The sequence below is a fragment of the Oceanibaculum indicum P24 genome (genome assembly GCF_000299935.1).
In the GTDB taxonomy this organism is placed as follows: domain Bacteria; phylum Pseudomonadota; class Alphaproteobacteria; order Oceanibaculales; family Oceanibaculaceae; genus Oceanibaculum; species Oceanibaculum indicum.
In genome coordinates, this window is the sequence record NZ_AMRL01000023.1 from 1 (window position 1) to 16,333 (window position 16,333).

17 protein-coding genes are annotated in these 16,333 nt (G+C 65.1%); 5 read left to right on the forward strand and 12 right to left on the reverse strand.

Translation table 11 applies throughout. The features are described 5' to 3' along the window. The 5 genes from P24_RS14745 to P24_RS14765 form a co-directional block, all read right to left on the reverse strand. Window positions 1-683, reverse strand: a 683-nt coding sequence (locus P24_RS14745) for a heparinase II/III family protein (protein WP_008945539.1), incomplete at its 3' end; no start/stop codon positions are given. Between the two features lie 2 nt (window positions 684-685). Further along, complete coding sequence (rpe, locus tag P24_RS14750) at window positions 686-1,348, reverse strand: ribulose-phosphate 3-epimerase (protein WP_040707921.1); 663 nt, start codon at window positions 1,346-1,348, stop codon at window positions 686-688. A gap of 18 nt (window positions 1,349-1,366) precedes the next feature. After that, window positions 1,367-2,659, reverse strand: coding sequence for an RsmB/NOP family class I SAM-dependent RNA methyltransferase (locus P24_RS14755; RefSeq protein WP_008945541.1), 1,293 nt, complete (start codon window positions 2,657-2,659; stop codon window positions 1,367-1,369). A gap of 8 nt (window positions 2,660-2,667) precedes the next feature. After that, window positions 2,668-3,258, reverse strand: coding sequence for an NUDIX hydrolase (locus P24_RS14760; protein WP_008945542.1), 591 nt, complete (start codon window positions 3,256-3,258; stop codon window positions 2,668-2,670). Between the two features lie 132 nt (window positions 3,259-3,390). Next, window positions 3,391-3,660 (reverse strand): hypothetical protein, encoded by a 270-nt coding sequence (locus P24_RS14765; protein WP_147431084.1) that lies wholly within the window; start codon window positions 3,658-3,660, stop codon window positions 3,391-3,393. A gap of 239 nt (window positions 3,661-3,899) precedes the next feature. Here P24_RS14765 and P24_RS14770 point away from each other — a divergent pair, with 239 nt between their 5' ends. Beyond that, window positions 3,900-4,505, forward strand: a complete 606-nt coding sequence (locus P24_RS14770; RefSeq protein ID WP_008945544.1) for an SCO family protein — start codon at window positions 3,900-3,902, stop codon at window positions 4,503-4,505. Between the two features lie 89 nt (window positions 4,506-4,594). Next, on the forward strand, window positions 4,595-5,527 hold the full coding sequence (locus tag P24_RS14775; RefSeq protein ID WP_008945545.1) for a dihydrodipicolinate synthase family protein: 933 nt from the start codon (window positions 4,595-4,597) through the stop codon (window positions 5,525-5,527). Window positions 5,528-5,598: 71 nt separating this feature from the next. On the opposite strand, the gene P24_RS14780 is transcribed toward P24_RS14775, so the two are convergent. The 7 genes from P24_RS14780 to ugpB form a co-directional block, all read right to left on the reverse strand. Continuing rightward, on the reverse strand, window positions 5,599-6,150 hold the full coding sequence (locus tag P24_RS14780) for an SRPBCC family protein (RefSeq protein WP_008945546.1): 552 nt from the start codon (window positions 6,148-6,150) through the stop codon (window positions 5,599-5,601). Window positions 6,151-6,221: 71 nt separating this feature from the next. Further along, window positions 6,222-7,115, reverse strand: coding sequence for a DMT family transporter (locus tag P24_RS14785; protein WP_008945547.1), 894 nt, complete (start codon window positions 7,113-7,115; stop codon window positions 6,222-6,224). Then, window positions 7,112-8,041, reverse strand: coding sequence for a bifunctional helix-turn-helix transcriptional regulator/GNAT family N-acetyltransferase (locus tag P24_RS14790; RefSeq protein ID WP_008945548.1), 930 nt, complete (start codon window positions 8,039-8,041; stop codon window positions 7,112-7,114). Before P24_RS14790 ends, P24_RS14785 begins: the two co-directional genes overlap by 4 nt. 80 nt (window positions 8,042-8,121) lie before the next feature. Further along, window positions 8,122-9,201, reverse strand: coding sequence for a sn-glycerol-3-phosphate import ATP-binding protein UgpC (locus tag P24_RS14795; protein ID WP_008945549.1), 1,080 nt, complete (start codon window positions 9,199-9,201; stop codon window positions 8,122-8,124). 21 nt (window positions 9,202-9,222) lie between these two features. Continuing rightward, window positions 9,223-10,062, reverse strand: a complete 840-nt coding sequence (gene ugpE, locus P24_RS14800; protein WP_008945550.1) for a sn-glycerol-3-phosphate ABC transporter permease UgpE — start codon at window positions 10,060-10,062, stop codon at window positions 9,223-9,225. 10 nt (window positions 10,063-10,072) lie between these two features. Continuing rightward, entirely contained in the window at window positions 10,073-10,954 is an 882-nt protein-coding gene (gene ugpA, locus P24_RS14805) for a sn-glycerol-3-phosphate ABC transporter permease UgpA (protein ID WP_008945551.1), read from the reverse strand. 110 nt (window positions 10,955-11,064) lie between these two features. Further along, window positions 11,065-12,384 (reverse strand): sn-glycerol-3-phosphate ABC transporter substrate-binding protein UgpB, encoded by a 1,320-nt coding sequence (gene ugpB, locus P24_RS14810; RefSeq protein ID WP_008945552.1) that lies wholly within the window; start codon window positions 12,382-12,384, stop codon window positions 11,065-11,067. A 220-nt stretch (window positions 12,385-12,604) separates the two neighbouring features. Here ugpB and ada point away from each other — a divergent pair, with 220 nt between their 5' ends. From ada to P24_RS14825, 3 genes are all read left to right on the forward strand, one after another. Further along, window positions 12,605-13,699: a bifunctional DNA-binding transcriptional regulator/O6-methylguanine-DNA methyltransferase Ada gene (ada, locus tag P24_RS14815; protein ID WP_051013159.1), complete on the forward strand. Its 1,095-nt coding sequence runs from the start codon at window positions 12,605-12,607 to the stop codon at window positions 13,697-13,699. A gap of 367 nt (window positions 13,700-14,066) precedes the next feature. Further along, the gene (locus P24_RS14820; RefSeq protein WP_008945554.1) at window positions 14,067-15,902 is read left to right on the forward strand and encodes a transglycosylase domain-containing protein; all 1,836 of its coding nucleotides are present in this window, start codon (window positions 14,067-14,069) and stop codon (window positions 15,900-15,902) included. Between the two features lie 36 nt (window positions 15,903-15,938). Next, entirely contained in the window at window positions 15,939-16,328 is a 390-nt protein-coding gene (locus tag P24_RS14825) for a VOC family protein (RefSeq protein ID WP_008945555.1), read from the forward strand. Window positions 16,329-16,333: the final 5 nt, after the last annotated feature.

The window sequence follows — 16,333 nt, forward strand, 5'->3', positions numbered from 1 at the left end:
GCCAGCCGCTCCGACAGCAGCCGCTTGCCCAGTGCCAGCCAGGCCTTTTCCTCGGGCAGGGCGGTGCCGGCGTAAACTAGCCCCTTGGCGGCCTGTACCAAGCCGGTGCCATCGCCTACCGTCGTCGCAACCCGGCCGAGATGGCGGGCCTGGCGGAACAGGCTGTCCAGGAAGCGGGCGCGGAACTCGTCGTCGGCGCTGGCGCAGAAGAAATCGTGATGGCCAATCCAGTTGGCGATGCGCTCGCCCAGAATATCGGCCTCCCAGGCGAAGCTGTCCCAGTCGTCGTAACGGTCGGTCCAGTCCGCCACCAGCTCGCGCGCGCGGCGCCTGGCCATGTCGCCGCCGACCTGGCGCAGGTCGCGCAGCCAGGCGAAGCCGTTCAGGGCGGCCTGCCAGTCACCGGTGGCGTTCTCCGGCACCCAGGCGTCAGGATCGCGGGGGTCCGCCGACAGCAGCACCACATGTCCGAGCAGCGAGAAGCGGCCCTCCAGGATCATCCGGCCATGGTCGGAATTGCCGGGCCAGCTGTCGGAGGGGACGGCGGCAATACGGTCGGGCACGCGGCCGGCGAGCATGTAGCGGTAGAGCGGCGTGCCGTAGGCGAAGGTTCTGACTGTCCGCCAGAGACCGCCCGGCCTGCCGCCCTGATGCCCGCCGCTGCTCTCGCGCGTGCCGCTCAACCCTATTTGCCCCTCAAGGTCTGGATGTTGGTGGCATAGGCGGCGGTACCGCCGGCAAAAGTGGCGGTGCCGGCCACCAGCACATCGGCGCCGGCGGCAATCACCTGCGGCGCGGTGCGGGCGTTGACCCCGCCATCGACCTCAAGCTCGATCGCCCGGCCGCTGTCGTCGATCATCCGGCGCAGCCGCGCAATCTTGCCAAGCTGGCTGTCGATGAAGCTTTGCCCGCCGAAACCGGGATTGACGCTCATCACCAGGATCAGGTCAATGTCGCCCATCAGATATTCGACCGCCTCGACCGGCGTTGCCGGGTTCAGCACGATGCCGGCACTCTTGCCCAGCGACTTGATCAGCTGGACCGTGCGGTGCGGGTGCGGGCCAGCCTCCGGGTGGAAGCTGATGATGTCAGCGCCGGCCTCGGCAAAGGCTTCGATGAAGGAATCGACCGGCGAGATCATCAGATGCACGTCGAAGGGCAGCGGGCTGTGCGGGCGCAGCGCCTTCACCACCAGCGGGCCGATGGTGAGGTTCGGCACGAAATGCCCGTCCATCACATCGACATGCACATAGTCGGCGCCAGCCTCCGTCAGCGCGCGCACTTCCTCGCCCAGCCGGGCGAAATCGGCCGATAGGATGGAGGGGGCAATCTTCACGGGTCGAGACATGCTGCGTTCCTTATCCCTTTAACCAAGACGCCGCAAGCGCGCGGCATAGAATCCATCAACTCCGCCCTCATCCGCAAGATGGCAGGGCAGGGTGCGCACATCGCCGTCCGGGGTCATGCACTCGGCCCAGCCGCCGATCTCGGCCGGATCGACCGGGACCCGCTCCCACGCGCCCGCAGCGCGGTCGAGAAGGGCGGCGATGCGCTCCTCCCCCTCCGCCGGCAGCAGCGAGCAGGTGGCATAGACCAGCAGCCCGCCCGGTTTTACGAGATGGGCGGCATGATCCAGCAGCCGGTCCTGCAGGGCGGCCAGCTTGGTGACATCGGCGGGCGTCTTGCCCAGCGCCACATCGGGATGGCGGCGGATCGTGCCGGTGGCGCTGCACGGTGCGTCCAGCAGCAGCGCGTCGGCAGGGTCGGCGGGCATCCATGCCGTGCCATCGGCTGCCTGGGTCGCGGCAGCAAGGCCGAGGCGCTGCAGATTGCGCGACAGCCTTTCCAGCCGTTTCACCGAACGGTCAATGGCGGTGACCCGGGCGCCGGCGGCGGCCAGCTGCGACGTCTTGCCGCCGGGCGCGGCGCACAGATCGATCACATCCTTGCCGGCAACATCCCCCAGCAGCCGGGCCGGCAGGGCGGCGGCGGCGTCCTGCACCCACCAGGCGCCCTCTTCATAGCCGGGAAGATCGGCGATGGCACCGCCGAAGCCACGGCGGATGGTGCCGGTCGGCAGCAGGGTGCCCTCCAGCCGTTCGGCCCAGAGTGCGGCGTCTGCCTTCACGCTGATGTCGAGCGGTGGCTCGGTCATGTTGGCGGCGGCGATGGCGCGGGCGGTCACTTCGCCATATGCGCCGACGAGAGCATGCCACAGCCAGTCCGGCATGTTCAGCCATGCGGCATCCTGATCGTCCAGCAGAGCCTTGCCCTCGCGGTCCAGCCGGCGCAGCACCGCGTTCGCCAGCCCCTTGAAGCCGGCATGGCGGGTCTTTGCCAGCAGCGAGACGGCGGAATCGATGGCGGCATGGGCTGGCACATCGAGAAACAGCAATTGCGTGACGCCCAGCCGCAGGGCGTGGCGCACCGGCTGGGCCGAGGCCGGCAGCGGCTTTTCCAGGCAATGCGCGATGAGGGCGTCGGTCTGGCCCAGCCGCTTCAGCGCCGTGCTGGCGATCAGCCGGGCGAAGCCCCGGTCGCGGGCTGACAATCCGTTGCCCGCCGCCTCGTCGAACGCTTCCTCCAGCGGCCGGTTGCGGTCCAGAACGGCGGATAGCGTGGCCAGGGCCACGGCGCGGTCTGCATAGGAACGGGGCATGGCCTGCTTCAGTAATGTCCGGTTTCGCCGGCGGGATTGCCGAGAGGCGGAAAATCGGTCATTCCGCTGGTCTGGCGATGATGGTCGAGCGCCCAGTGCACGCTGGGGAAGGCGATTTCCTGCCAGGGGATATCCTCCCAGCGGAACAGCGCCACTTCCTGCGATTCCTCACCCGCCGCGACCTCGGGCGACAGCAGCCGGGCGCGGTAGATCAGCTGCACCTGGCTGATGCGGGGAATGTTATAGACCGCCAGCAGCCGGTCGATTTCGATGCGCGCGGTTGCCTCCTCGAAGGCTTCGCGGGCGGCGCCGGCTTCCGTCGATTCGTTCAGTTCCAGATAGCCGGCCGGCAGCGTCCAATAGCCGATGCGCGGCGCAATGGCGCGGCGGCACAGCAGGATGCGGTCCTCATGCAGGCACACGGCACCGACCACGATCTTCGGATTGTCGTAATGGATGAAGCCGCAATCGTCGCAGATCAGCCTTGGCCGGTTGTCGCCCTCGGGCACGCGCCGGTTCACAGGCCCCTTGTTGAGGGCGGAATCCAGGGGCGTTTCGCCGGTCCGGGCATCGGGCCTGTCTGAGGGGTCGCGCGACATGCGCCTAGATTTGGCGGGCTTTGACGGCGGCGGCAAGCAGAAATACCGGCCCTGTGCGCTGGGAGGCTATCGGGAGGCAGGCATGAAAAAGGCCGGCAAAGGCCGGCCCTTGAGGCATAGGGGAGATTTAGCTCAGACGGTGATGTCGAGCTGGCTGCCGCGGCCTTCCGCATTCGCCTGGCTGGCCTGCTGGGCATTTCGGGCATCGAACAGGCGACCGCCATTGCGCTGCTCGTTCTCGCGGGCGCGCTCATCCTGACGCTGCCGCTCGACGACCTGACGGTTGCTGCTAACCGCCTCCGGCGTCACCTGCACGGGCTCGCCACGAATTTCCGCAGGGCGCGGGGCCGCTACAGTCGTGGTGGGCGTCGGTGCGACAGTCGGGGTAAACGGTTGCAACATTACAAATACTCCTACGCCCATAAGATAGTCCTGATGCGGGGCAAATACAAGGTCCGGCCGGGCTTGCCGGAAAGCCAGATCTGGAATCCCCGGGAACAGGGCATTGTCGGACCCTGCCAACACCCCACATAAAGGCGTGCGACGGCGGGCCGCATGGATTTTGTGGGCCCGCTGCTTCTATAAGAAGAGCTTGCAATTAACCTTCCGGTTCTTTTCCGACCGTTGCGAAAGACTGCCCGATGTCTTCCACCCTTCTGCGCCGCGCCCTGCTGATCTTCATCGCTGGCGCTCTCGTGCTGCTGGTCGCCCTGGCGGGCCGCGTCTACATGATGATGCAGCAGGATGCGCCGCAGGGCACGGCGGCGCTGATCGGCGGGCCGTTCGAGCTGGTCGATCAGGACGGCAAGCCGCGCCGCGACAGCGACTTCCGGGGTCAGTACATGCTGGTCAACTTCGGCTACACCTACTGTCCGGATGTCTGTCCGCTGGGGTTGCAGGTGATGGCGCAGGCCATGGACATGCTGCCGGAAGAAAAGGCGCAGAAGCTGACGCCGATCTTCATCACCGTCGATCCGGCGCGCGATACGGTGGAGCAGATGAAGAACTATGTCGGGTTCTTCCATCCGCGCATGGTCGGCCTCACCGGCACGCCGGAGCAGGTGGCCACCGCCGCCAAGGCCTACCGGGTCTATTACAAGAAGGTGGAGAGCGAGAGCGCCGCCGACTATCTGATGGACCACAGTGCCATCATCTATCTGATGGGTCCGGACGGTAAGTATCTTGCGAATTTCACACATGAGACTCCGCCGGAACGGATGGCAGAGACCCTAAACAAGATGCTATAAGGCGCGCGGCAGCGCCGCCGCTTGATTCGCGGCGCCTTTCCTTCATAGAGTCGTGAAAGCGCTTACAACATTCTTCAGGAGACCCCGAAATGAGCACCCTGACCGGCCCGGCGGGCGTTGTCGCCGCCAGCCTTACCGCCTTCAAGCCCGATCTTTCCATCGATACGGAGCGCACCCTCGCGCACGCCAAGTGGCTGCTGGCCAATGGCTGTGACGGCGTGCTGATCTTCGGCACCACCGGCGAGGCGAACTCGCTGTCCGTCGCCGAGCGGCTGGAGGTCATCGAGGCGATCGGCAAGTCCGACCTGCCGAAGGACAAGCTGATGATCGGCACCGGCTGCTGCGCCATCCCGGACACGGTCGCTCTGTCGAAGGCTGCTCTCGCGGCCGGCGTGGTGCGCCTGCTGATGCTGCCGCCCTTCTACTACAAGAACCAGTCCGAGGACGGGCTGTATGCCGCCTTCGCCACCGCCATCGACCGGATCAACGATCCGCGGATGAAGATCTTCCTGTACCACTTCCCGCAGATGTCGGGCGTGCCGATCCCGGATGCCGTCACCGCGAAGCTGATCAAGAACTACCCCGGCATCGTGGTCGGCATGAAGGACAGCTCCGGCGATTTCGAGCATATGAAGAAGATGCTGACCGAGCATCCCGGCTTCGAGCTGTATTCCGGCACCGAGAAGTATCTGCTGGATGTGCTGCGCCTGGGCTCGCCCGGCACGATTTCGGCCACGGTGAACGTGACCTGCGCACAGGCGGCGAAGGTGTTCGCCAATTGGAAGAGCGCCGATGCCGATGCCCTGCAGGCCGAGATGACCGCCCAGCGTGTCGCCATGGAAAGCGCGCCGGCGGCCAGCGCCATGAAGGAGATGATCGCCCGGCAGACCGGCGATGCCGCTTGGCGCCCGGTGCGTCCGCCCTTCGTCGCGATCTCCGACGAGCGCTATGCCGCCCTGGAGGAGAAGCTGGCCCAGACCCAGTTCCGCTTCCCTGGCACCCAGGCCAAAGCTGCCGAGTAAGCCTTCGGCGCATGCAATAAGAAAAGCCCCGCTCCGAGGAGCGGGGCTTTTTCATGTGATGGCAGGTCCGGTCAGGCGGCGCGCGGGGCTTCCCACTCGGCCAGCTTCTTCAGATCGGCAAGGCCGGTCTCGAACGCCCCGCCCACCATCTTCTCGGAATTGCACACCAGGCTGAAGGCCTTGCCGGCGTAGTTCATCGGGCCTTCCATCGCCCAGGTGAGCTTTGTCCCGCCCTGTGCCGGCTCCAGCGTGAAGATGACGCGGTTGCTGGCCTTCATCGGGCGGCTCATTTCCAGGGCAAGGGCGATATGGCTGTGCGGCACGCTTTCGACGATGCGGATACTGCCGGTGCCGCATTGCCGGTTGCCATCCCAGGCGAGGGTCGCGCCAACCCCCTGGTCGGGGCCGGTGAAGACGCGCTTCATGTTCGGGTCCGTACGCTCGAAGGGCGACCAGTCGACGCCGCGCCGTGGGTTGTTCAGGATGGCGAAGACGGTCTCCGGCGGTGCGTCGATCCGCGTCGACCGGGCGATGCGGAAATGGTCCGGCCGCCGCGCCACGACCAGCGCCAGCAGGGCAATAGCTGCCAGAACGGCAATCGTTACGATCCAGAAAAGAGTCATCTCAGCCTCCAAGTCTTAAAAGTTGATATCAACTTAAAAGGAGGCTGTCAAAGTCGTAATCTTGGGAACCTCTAGCGATGCGCCATCACGATTCCGGCGACGATGGCGGCAAGGCCGGCCAGCAGCGACAGGGTCAGCGGTTCGTCGAGGAGCAGGACCCCCAGCAACGCCGCCGTCGGCGGGCTGAGCGCCAGGAACACGGCAACGCGGCTGGCTGGGGCATGGCGCAGTGCCCAGAGCCAGAGGAAGAAGAACACGCCGCTGCTGAGCCCGATGAAAAGGACAGCAAGGGCTGCGGTCATATCGATGGCGGTTAGGGGTGTGGCCCCCTGCTCCCACCAGGCCGGCAGCAGCAGCGACAGGACGGCTGCCGCCATCGCCAGCGCCCCGACCCGCACCACCGGATAACGGGCAAGGTAGGGGCGGTACAGCACGGAACATATGGCGCCGGTGACCGCACTGCCCAGCACGGCCAGCGCGCCGAGCCAGTCCCTCCCTTCTCCGGTCGGCGCGGCCAGTGTCTCACCCAGCGCCAGCCCGACGCCGATGAGTGTCAGCATCACGCCCAGACCCTTGGCGCCGCTCAGCTTTTCCTGCCCGATCAAGGCGGCCAGCAACAGCGTCAGCAAAGGCATGCTGGCAAAGACCAGGGCGGCGCGGGCGGCGGTGGTGTATTGCAGGCCGATATTCAGCAATGCCACCAGCAGCGCGAACTGGCCTATGCCCAGCAGAACGATGGCCAGCAGGTCGCGGGGCGCAAAGCGTGTCCGTGGCGCCAGCAGGGCAGGGGCCAGCAGGACCGCTAGCCCCAGCGCATAGCGCAGCAGCGTCAGCGTTGCCGGGCCTGTCTGCTCCACCGCATAGCGGCTGGCGACCAGGGTGGCGCCGACCTGGATGCCAGTGCCGGCGGCGGCCAGCCCGGCCAGCCGCGCAGTTCGCCGGTCGATTGCCGGCGCGCCTGTCACAAATCGCGCTCCCAGGTTTCGCCCACCAGATCCTTGCCGAAGCTGTGGTGCGGCTCGGAGGCGACCAGACGGAAGCCAGCTTTCACGTAGATGTGCCGGGCGGCATGCAGCACATCATTGGTCCACAGGATCATCCGGCGATAGCCGGCCTGGCGGGCGAAGCGCAGGCATTCCTCCACCAGCCGGGCGCCGATGCCGAGCCCGCGGGCCTTGGGATCGACGATCACAAGCCGCAGCTTCGCGGTCTCCGTATCCTGCCGGACCACGAACGCCGATCCGACGCGCTCCCCGGCGATCTCGGCCATCCAGCAGCAATCGCCTGCCGGATCAAAGTTGCGCAGGAACGTCGCCGCCACCTCGGCCACCAGAGCCTCGAAGCTGATGTCCCAGCCATATTCCTCGGCATAGAGTTCGGCATGGCGCTGGATCACCCAGCCGATATCGCCCGGCCGATGCGGCCGCAGGAGATAGGCGGGGGGCTGCAGGGCCTCACCGGACAACAGGGTCTCAGCCGTTTCCAGCGATGACACCAGCCTTTGCCGCGCGGCTTCCGGCAGCGTGTCGAGGAGATCGCCGATCTCGTCATGACTGCGCGCATTCAGCTGCGCGAAGGCAGTCTGCCCCTCCTCGGTCAGGGACAACAACGTGCGGCGGGCATCCTCCGGCGACGGGCGCCGCGCAAGGATGCCCTTATCCTCCAGCCCCTTCAGGACGCGGCTCATATAGCCGGCGTCGAGGCCGAGATCGGCACCAAGATCGCTGGCGGTCAGCGGCGAACGCTGCGCCAGCTCATAGATGATTCGGCCTTCGGTCAGGGAATAGGGACTGCCGAGCAGCCCCTCATGCAGCACGCCGATACGCCGGGTATAGAAGCGGCTGAAGCGGCGGATCGCCGCGATGCGCTGTTCACGAATAGTCTCTTCCATGCCCGACCCTCCTGATCAGAAGGATCGAGCATGATTTATTTATTTGCCTATAGCAACCAATCCGCTGCTGATAGCAGGGATCAGTTCAGCCGCTTCTCGCTTTCCTTGTCGAACAGATGCAGCTCATTGTCCGCCGGGCGCAGGTGCAGCGTGTCGCCGGCCCGGAACTGCGCCACGCCGGGCAGGCGGGCGGTCAGATGCGCCTCGGTGCCCTGGATCGTGCCATAGACCAGCGTGTCGGCACCCAGCATCTCGACCAGATCGACCGCGACTTCCAGCGTGCCCGGGGCGGCTTCGGCCTGCTGCTGGAGATGTTCCGGGCGGATGCCCAGCACCACCGGCTTGCCATCGGCAGCACCGCGGACCCCGCCATTCAGCGGCAGCATCACGCCGCCCAGATCGGCGGTGCGGCCACCATCGGACAGGGTGGCCGGCAGGAAATTCATCGAGGGCGAGCCGATGAAGCCGGCGACAAACATGGTGGCCGGCTTCTCATAGACCTCCAGCGGCGTGCCGATCTGCTCGGCGACACCCAGATTCATGACCACCAGCCGGTCGGCCATGGTCATCGCCTCGACCTGGTCGTGGGTGACGTAGATCGAGGTGGTGCCGAGGCGCCGCTGCAGCCGCTTGATCTCCACGCGCATCTGCACGCGCAGCTTGGCGTCGAGGTTGGACAGCGGCTCGTCGAACAGGAACACGGCCGGCTCGCGCACGATGGCGCGGCCCATGGCGACGCGCTGGCGCTGGCCGCCGGACAGCTGGCGGGGATAGCGCTCCAGCAGCTGGCCGATCTGCAGCAGGCTGGCGGCATCCTGCACCCGCTTTTCGATCTCGGCCTTCGGCAGGCCCTTGATCTTCAGCCCATAGGCCATGTTGGCATAGACCGTCATGTGCGGGTACAGCGCGTAGTTCTGGAACACCATCGCGATGTCGCGGTCCTTCGGCTCCAGCTGGTTCACCACCCGGTCGGCGATCGAGATGTCGCCACCGGTGATTTCCTCCAGCCCGGCCACCATGCGCAGCAGGGTGGACTTGCCGCAGCCCGACGGGCCGACCAGCACGATGAACTCGCCATCGGATATATCCATGTCGATCCCGTGGATCACCTGGGTATCGCCGTATTTCTTGAAGACGTTCTTCAGATGGACGTCAGCCATCGGTGTTGACCCTTCCAAGCCTTACTTTTCGGTTTCGACCAGGCCTTTGATGAACAGGCGCTGCATGAAGACGACAATGGCGACAGGCGGCAGCATGGCCAGCATGGCGGTCGCCATGACGGCCGGCCAGTCGGTGAAATCGTCCACGCCGATCATGTGGCTGATGCCCATGACGATGGTGTTCATGTCCTTGTCGGTGGTGATGAGCAACGGCCAGAGATACTGGTTCCAGCCATAGATGAAGAGGATGACGAACAGGGCGGCGATGTTGGTGCGCGACAGCGGCAGCACCACGTCGCGAAAGAAGCGCATCGGCCCGGCGCCGTCGATGCGCGCGGCTTCCAGCAGCTCGTCCGGGATCGTCATGAAGAACTGCCGGAACAGGAAGGTCGCGGTCGCCGACGCGATCAGCGGAATGGTGAGGCCGCCATAGGAATTCAGCAGCCCCAGATCGGCCACCACCTCGAAGGTGGGCAGGATGCGCACCTCCACCGGCAGCATCAGCGTGATGAAGATCGTCCAGAAGCACAGCATCCGGAACGGGAAGCGGAAATAGACGATGGCGAAGGCCGAGGTCAGCGAGATCGCGATTTTGCCGATGGCGATGACCAGCGCCATGATCAGGCTGTTCAGCATCATCTGCCCGACCGGCACCACCTTGCTCGACCCCTCGAACAGGGCGCGCGTGTAATTGTCGATCAGATGCGGCCCTGGCACCAGCGGCAGGGGCGGCTGCAGGATCTCGCCCTGCGTCACCGTGGAGGCGACGAAGGTCACGTAGAGCGGAAAGGCGACGATAGCGATTCCGCTCAGCAGGATGATGTGGCTGAGGATCGTCAGTCCGGGGCGGCGTTCGATCATGGCGCGTTCCTCAGTAATGCACGCGGCGTTCGATATAGCGGAACTGCACGACGGTCAGCGTGATGACGATCGCCATCAGGATGACCGACTGCGCCGCCGAACCGCCGAGGTCGAGGCTGACGAAACCGTCCGAGAACACCTTGTACACCAGCGTCTCGGTCGCCTTGCCGGGACCGCCCTTGGTGACGGCATGGATGATGCCGAAGGTGTCGAAGAAGGCATAGACGATGTTAACGACCAGCAGGAAGAAGGTGGTCGGGGACAGCAGCGGGAACACGATGGTCCAGAACCGCCGCGACGGGCCGGCGCCATCAATGGCAGCCGCCTCAATCAGCGATTTCGGAATTGCCTGCAGCCCGGCCAGGAAGAACAGGAAATTGTAGCTGATCTGCTTCCAGGCGGCGGCGAACACAATCAGCGTCATGGCCTGGTTGCCGTTCAGCACATGGTTCCAGTTATAGCCCATCTGCTTCAGCCAGAAGGCGACGAGGCCGGTCGACGGGTTGAACATGAACAGCCACAGCACGCCGACGATGGCCGGGGCCACGGCATAGGGCCAGATCAGCAGGGTGCGGTAAGCGTCGGTGCCCTTGATGACGCGGTCGGCCATGACGGCCAGCACCAGCGCCATGCCGAGCGACAGCGCCGTCACCGAGATGCTGAACACGGCCGTGGTCTTGAAGGAGGAGAAATACAGCGGATCGCTCAGCAGGTTCTCGAAATTCTCGAACCAGACGAACTCGCTCGACAGGCCGAATGCGTCCTCGATGAGGAAGGACTGGTACAGCGCCTGGCTTGCCGGCCAGAGGAAGAACACAGCCGTGATCACCAGCTGGGGAAAGACCAGGGCCAGCGGCAGCAGGCGCTGGCGGAAGACGACGCGTTTTTCCATCGGGGCGGTCTGTTCTGCAGAAAAGGGCGAGGTTTGTGGCTTGGTAACGACTCAGGCGGCGCATCGCAAGGATGCGCCGCCCTCTGTCGTCGTCTTGAGCCGTCAGCGGGTTACTTGTTGGCCCGCTCGAAGCGGCGCAGCAGCTCGTTGCCACGGGCAACCGCATTGTCCAGAGCCGCCTTGGCGGTCTTCTGGCCGGACCACACGCCTTCCAGCTCCTCGTCGATGATGGTGCGAATCTGGTCGAAGCTGCCCAGGCGCAGGCCCTTGGAGTTATCGGTCGGGGCCTTGCCGGTCATCTGCTTGATGGCGATGTCGGTGCCCGGGTTCTTCTCGTAGAAGCCCTGGCTCTTGGTCAGCTCATAGGCGGCGTAGGTGATCGGCAGATAGCCGGTATTCTGGTGCCACTCGGCCTGCACTTCCGGCGAGGACAGGAAGTTCAGGAAGTTGGCCACACCCTTGTATTCCGCCGGGGAATGGCCGGTCATCACCCACACCGACGCGCCGCCGATGATGGTGTTGTAAGGCGCGCCCTCGACTTCGGCGTGGTAGGGCAGGTTGCTGATCGCGAAGTCGAACTTGGCTTCCTTCTTCACGCCTGCATAGCCGGCCGAGCTTTCAAACATCATGCCGCATTCGCCGCTGCGGAAGCGGGCGGCAGCCTCGTTGCGGCGGCCACCGTAGAAGAACTTGCCTTCCTTCGCCCAGGTACCCAGCATGTCGATGTGCTTCACCTGCACCGGGCCGTTGAAGGTCAGCTCGGCATCCATGCCCAGCATGCCGTTCGCCTTGGTGGCGAAGGGCTGGTTGTGATAGGCGCTGAGGTTCTCCAGCTGGGTCCAGGACTGCCAGGAGACGGTCATCGGACACTCGACGCCGGCGGCCTTCAGCTTGTCCACGGCGGCAGCGACCTCGGCCCAGGTCTTGGGCAGGGTGGCGGTGTCGATACCGGCCTTCTTGTACAGGTCCTTGTTCACATACATGACCGGGGTGGAGCTGTTGTACGGGAACGACAGCATCTTCCCGTCCAGCGTGCTGTAGTAGCCGGTCACGGCCGACAGATAGTTCTTCGGGTCGAACGGGAAGCCATTCTCGTTCATCACCTCATAGACCGGCTTCACCGCGCCCTTGGCGGCCATCATGCTGGCGGTGCCGACCTCGTACACCTGCAGCAGGTGCGGCTGCTGCTTGGCGCGGAACGCGGCGACGCCGGCGTTCAGGGTTTCGGAGTAGTTGCCCTTGTTGGTGGCAACGACCTTGAATTCGCTCTGCGAGGCGTTGAACTTGTCAACCTGGGCCTGCAGCAGCTCGCCCAAGCGGCCGCCCATGGCGTGCCACCACTGGATTTCGGTCTGCGCATGGGCAGCGCTGGCGCCGGTGAGCGCGGTGGCGAGAACGCCAGCAGCGAGTGTAAACTTGCGGATGATCATTTCAGGTCCCCCCTTTATGGGCTGATCAGCGGTACGCTGGAGCCCTCTTGTAGGCTGAACTCATTATGCTCTCGCGACAAATTTGTGAAGCTTTTATTACAGCCGTGTGAGCGTCGGAGACTCTATTTCGACCGCGGATAAGGCCGCAAGCTTCGGGTAGTGAAGCCTTTCCCGAAGGGTGAGACTGGTGCCTGTGAAGCGGGATGACGAGGAGAAGATCATGCGGGCCCAGCGACAGGAAGCGGCGCCACAGAGGGCGGTCATGCAGCCGGCGGATGAAGAGGCACGCTGGCTGCAAGTTCTGGCACGCGATAGCGATGCCGATGGCCATTTCGTCTATGCGGTGAGCTCGACGGGGATCTATTGCCGGCCAAGCTGCCCCAGCCGCAAGCCCAAGCGCGAGAATATCGGCTTCTATGAATTGCCTGAAGCCGCCGAACAGGCGGGGTTCCGTGCCTGCAAGCGCTGCCGGCCGGAACAGGCTGCCCTTGCCGATCCGCGCATGGTGGCGGTACGCCGCGCCTGCCGGGAGATCGAGCGCACGGAACAGCCGGCACCCGATCTGGAGACGCTCGCAGCGGGTGCGGGCCTCAGCCCGTTCCATTTTCAGCGCCTGTTCAAGCAGCTGGTCGGGGTAACGCCGAAACAATATGCCGAAGCGCGCAGGCAGGCGCGGCTGCGCCACCATCTGCGCAAAGGCGAGGATGTGGCCAGCGCCCTCTATGGTGCCGGCTATGGCTCCAGCAGCCGTCTTTATGAGAAGGCGGGGGATTATCTCGGCATGACGCCGGCAGTCTATCGCAAGGGCGGCGAGGGCATGGCGCTGGGCTATGCGATGGCGGAGACAGCGTTCGGCCTACTCTATGTCGGCGCGACGGAGCGCGGGCTGTGTGCGGTCGGCCTCGCTGATGATGCGAATGAGGCGCTGGCCGATCTTGCCGCCGAATTCCCTAAGGCTGCGCGGGTACCGGATCAGCAGGGGCTGGCGCCGGCGCTGGCGGCGATCCTTGCGCATCTGGACGGGCGCAGCCCGCATCTCGACCTGCCGCTCGACATCCGCGCGACCGCTTTCCAGCATCAGGTGTGGGAGGCGCTGCGCGCCATTCCGCGCGGCGAAACGCGCAGCTACAGCGAGATTGCGGCTGCACTCGGTCGGCCGGCGGCGGTGCGCGCAGTGGCGCGGGCCTGTGCCACTAATCCGGCGGCGCTGGTCATCCCCTGCCATCGGGCGGTGCGCCAGGACGGGTCACTGGCCGGTTATCGCTGGGGCATCGATCGCAAGCGCCGTCTGCTGGCGCAGGAGCGGAAGGTTTGACGCTGGATCAATTTTCTCTGATAATGTACTGAAATTCATGTTTATATTAACGGACTGTTAAACCAAAAGCTTAAAACTGGCGATTTTGAAGGCCTTCGCACTATCGGAGACGCAAGATCGAAGCCGATCCGGGTAATCGGGGGCATCGATTCCAAGTGGCGATAAGCTAATTGGCATATATCTCTAAAGCATGATAATGGTTGGCCGAGGATAAGGCGTTCGGGGCTCCATGGCGGGAAAGCGGACAGCAGCACGGGCGAAAGCCGACACGCAGCGCCGTCGCACGAAAGGCGGCAATACAACGCCTCGATACGGAATAGCTCGATTTTTACTAAAATGGTCTTTTGTTTCCCTGGTCTGGCTCTCCATGCTGTTTGCCGGGGTGATGGGATACTTCGCCTATCAGCTGCCTGATATTTCCACCCTCAGCGAACAGGCGCGCCGGCCCAGTGTGCAGCTGCTCTCGGCCGATGGCGCTGCCTTTGCCAGCTTCGGCGAGGTCTATGGCGAAACCCTGCCGGTCAAGCAGATGTCGCCGCACCTGCCGCGTGCCGTCATCGCCATTGAGGACCGGCGTTTCTACGATCATTTCGGTGTCGATCTGATCGGCCTTGCCCGCGCCAGTGTCGCCAATTTCCGCGAGGGCCGCGTGGTTCAGGGGGGCAGCACCATTACCCAGCAGCTTGCCAAGAACCTGTTCCTCACCTCCGAACGCAGCCTTGAGCGCAAGATCAAGGAAGTGATGCTGGCGCTCTGGCTGGAGCGGAAGTTCAGCAAGGATGAAATCCTCGGCATCTATCTGAACCGGGTCTATTTCGGCGCCGGCACTTATGGCGTGGATGCCGCATCCCGGCGGTATTTCGGGCGCAGCGCGCGCGACCTCGATCTCTACCAGTCGGCAATGCTGGCCGGCCTGCTGAAGGCGCCCTCGCGCTACAACCCGTCCCGCGACAAGGCGCAGGCCGATGGCCGCGCCCGGCAGGTGCTGGCCAGCATGGTGGATGCTGGCCTGGCCGATTCGGCGGCCGCCGCCCGCGCGGCAAAGCAGGGCACGGCCATCGCCGTCGGCGCGCGGGGCGGCGATGGCGCGCGCTACTTCGCCGATTGGGTGCTAGATCGCGCCATGGGCTATCTCGGCCATATCGACCGCGACATCATCATCGTCACCACGCTGGAACCGGCCTTGCAGCGCGCCGCGGAAGAGACGCTCGACAGCGCGCTGGCGCGGGACGGCAAGGCCGCCAAGGCCGGGCAGGCGGCGCTGGTCGCGCTCGACCTCGATGGCGGGGTGCGGGCGATGGTCGGCGGGCGCGATTACGGCCAGTCGCAGTTCAACCGGGCAACCCAGGCGCAGCGCCAGCCCGGCTCCGCCTTCAAGCCCATCGTCTATCTGGCGGCCTTGCAGGCCGGCTGGGAACCGACGGACAGCATTGAGGACCAGCCGATCCGCATCGGTGACTGGAGTCCGGCTAATTTCGACGGTCGCCATCATGGCACGGTGACGCTGGCCGATGCCTTCGCGCAATCCTCGAACGTCGCGACCGTTCGGCTTGCCGAGCGTGTCGGCCGGTCGCGGGTGATCCAGACCGCGCGCCGCCTCGGCCTGTCGGGGGAACTGGCCAACCACCCCAGCCTGCCGCTGGGTGTCAACGAAGTCAGCCTGCTGGAGCTGACCGGCGCCTATGGCCCCTTTGCCAATGGCGGGCAGGGCGTCATCCCCTATGGCATCCGGGAAATCCGCGATGCCGACGGGCTGGTGCTGTTCCGCCACAATGGCTCAGGCATCGGCCCGGTCATGTCCCCTGCCGAGGCGGCCGCCATGACCGACATGATGGTCGGTGTAATCTCCCGGGGCACCGGCCGTGCGGCGCAGCTCAGCCGGCCCGCGGCGGGCAAGACCGGCACCAGCCAGGATTATCGCGATGCCTGGTTCGTGGGCTATTCCAGCGATCTCATCACCGGCATCTGGATGGGCAATGACAATGCTGCGCCGATGAACAAGGTCACCGGCGGCGGCCTGCCGGCAAAGGCCTGGCAGGCTTTCATGGAGCGCAGCCATCAGGGGCTGCCGCCCAGCCCGCTGTTCGCCCATGCGCTGATGCGTATCCAGCAGGCCTCCGTCGAGCCGTCGCGGCCGGCGCTGGCAACGACCGGTGTCGCGCCGGGCAACCGCGTGGATGGCCTGTCCGGTGCGCGGGATTAGGGGTGTGTTGGACTCGCGACGGCCTGCGAGACAGGCATGAGCGGCCTCAGCCAGATCGGCCAGATCGATTACACCGTCATCTACGCGCGTGATTTCGATGCGATGCGGCGCTTCTACGAAGAGGTAATGGGCTTCCCGCTCACGCGGACGCTCAGCGCGCGCTGGCTCGAATACAAGATTGGGCCGACCATTCTGGCGCTGACCACATATGGCGGGCGGTTCGATGACCCGCAATTGCCACCGGGTGCGCTATCCGTGCAGTTGGCGTTCCGTGTTCCGCCAGAGGCGGTTGCGGTCTGCGCCGAGGAATTGCAGGCCAAGGGCGTGGCGCTCGAATCTCCGGTGACCGATCAGCCCTTCGGTCACCGGACAGTTTTCTTTAGGGACCCCGACGGCAATATCCTCGAAATCTATGCGGAAATCTGAGTCGC

Coding starts and splice junctions, on each gene's coding strand:
- rpe (WP_040707921.1), bottom strand. CDS start 1,348: ATGTCTCGACCCGTGAAGATTGCCCCCTCCATCCTATCGGCCGATTTC.
- P24_RS14755 (WP_008945541.1), bottom strand. CDS start 2,659: ATGCCCCGTTCCTATGCAGACCGCGCCGTGGCCCTGGCCACGCTATCC.
- P24_RS14760 (WP_008945542.1), bottom strand. CDS start 3,258: ATGTCGCGCGACCCCTCAGACAGGCCCGATGCCCGGACCGGCGAAACG.
- P24_RS14765 (WP_147431084.1), bottom strand. CDS start 3,660: ATGTTGCAACCGTTTACCCCGACTGTCGCACCGACGCCCACCACGACT.
- P24_RS14770 (WP_008945544.1), top strand. CDS start 3,900: ATGTCTTCCACCCTTCTGCGCCGCGCCCTGCTGATCTTCATCGCTGGC.
- P24_RS14775 (WP_008945545.1), top strand. CDS start 4,595: ATGAGCACCCTGACCGGCCCGGCGGGCGTTGTCGCCGCCAGCCTTACC.
- P24_RS14780 (WP_008945546.1), bottom strand. CDS start 6,150: ATGACTCTTTTCTGGATCGTAACGATTGCCGTTCTGGCAGCTATTGCC.
- P24_RS14790 (WP_008945548.1), bottom strand. CDS start 8,041: ATGGAAGAGACTATTCGTGAACAGCGCATCGCGGCGATCCGCCGCTTC.
- P24_RS14795 (WP_008945549.1), bottom strand. CDS start 9,201: ATGGCTGACGTCCATCTGAAGAACGTCTTCAAGAAATACGGCGATACC.
- ugpE (WP_008945550.1), bottom strand. CDS start 10,062: ATGATCGAACGCCGCCCCGGACTGACGATCCTCAGCCACATCATCCTG.
- ugpA (WP_008945551.1), bottom strand. CDS start 10,954: ATGGAAAAACGCGTCGTCTTCCGCCAGCGCCTGCTGCCGCTGGCCCTG.
- ugpB (WP_008945552.1), bottom strand. CDS start 12,384: ATGATCATCCGCAAGTTTACACTCGCTGCTGGCGTTCTCGCCACCGCG.
- ada (WP_051013159.1), top strand. CDS start 12,605: ATGCGGGCCCAGCGACAGGAAGCGGCGCCACAGAGGGCGGTCATGCAG.
- P24_RS14820 (WP_008945554.1), top strand. CDS start 14,067: ATGCTGTTTGCCGGGGTGATGGGATACTTCGCCTATCAGCTGCCTGAT.
- P24_RS14825 (WP_008945555.1), top strand. CDS start 15,939: ATGAGCGGCCTCAGCCAGATCGGCCAGATCGATTACACCGTCATCTAC.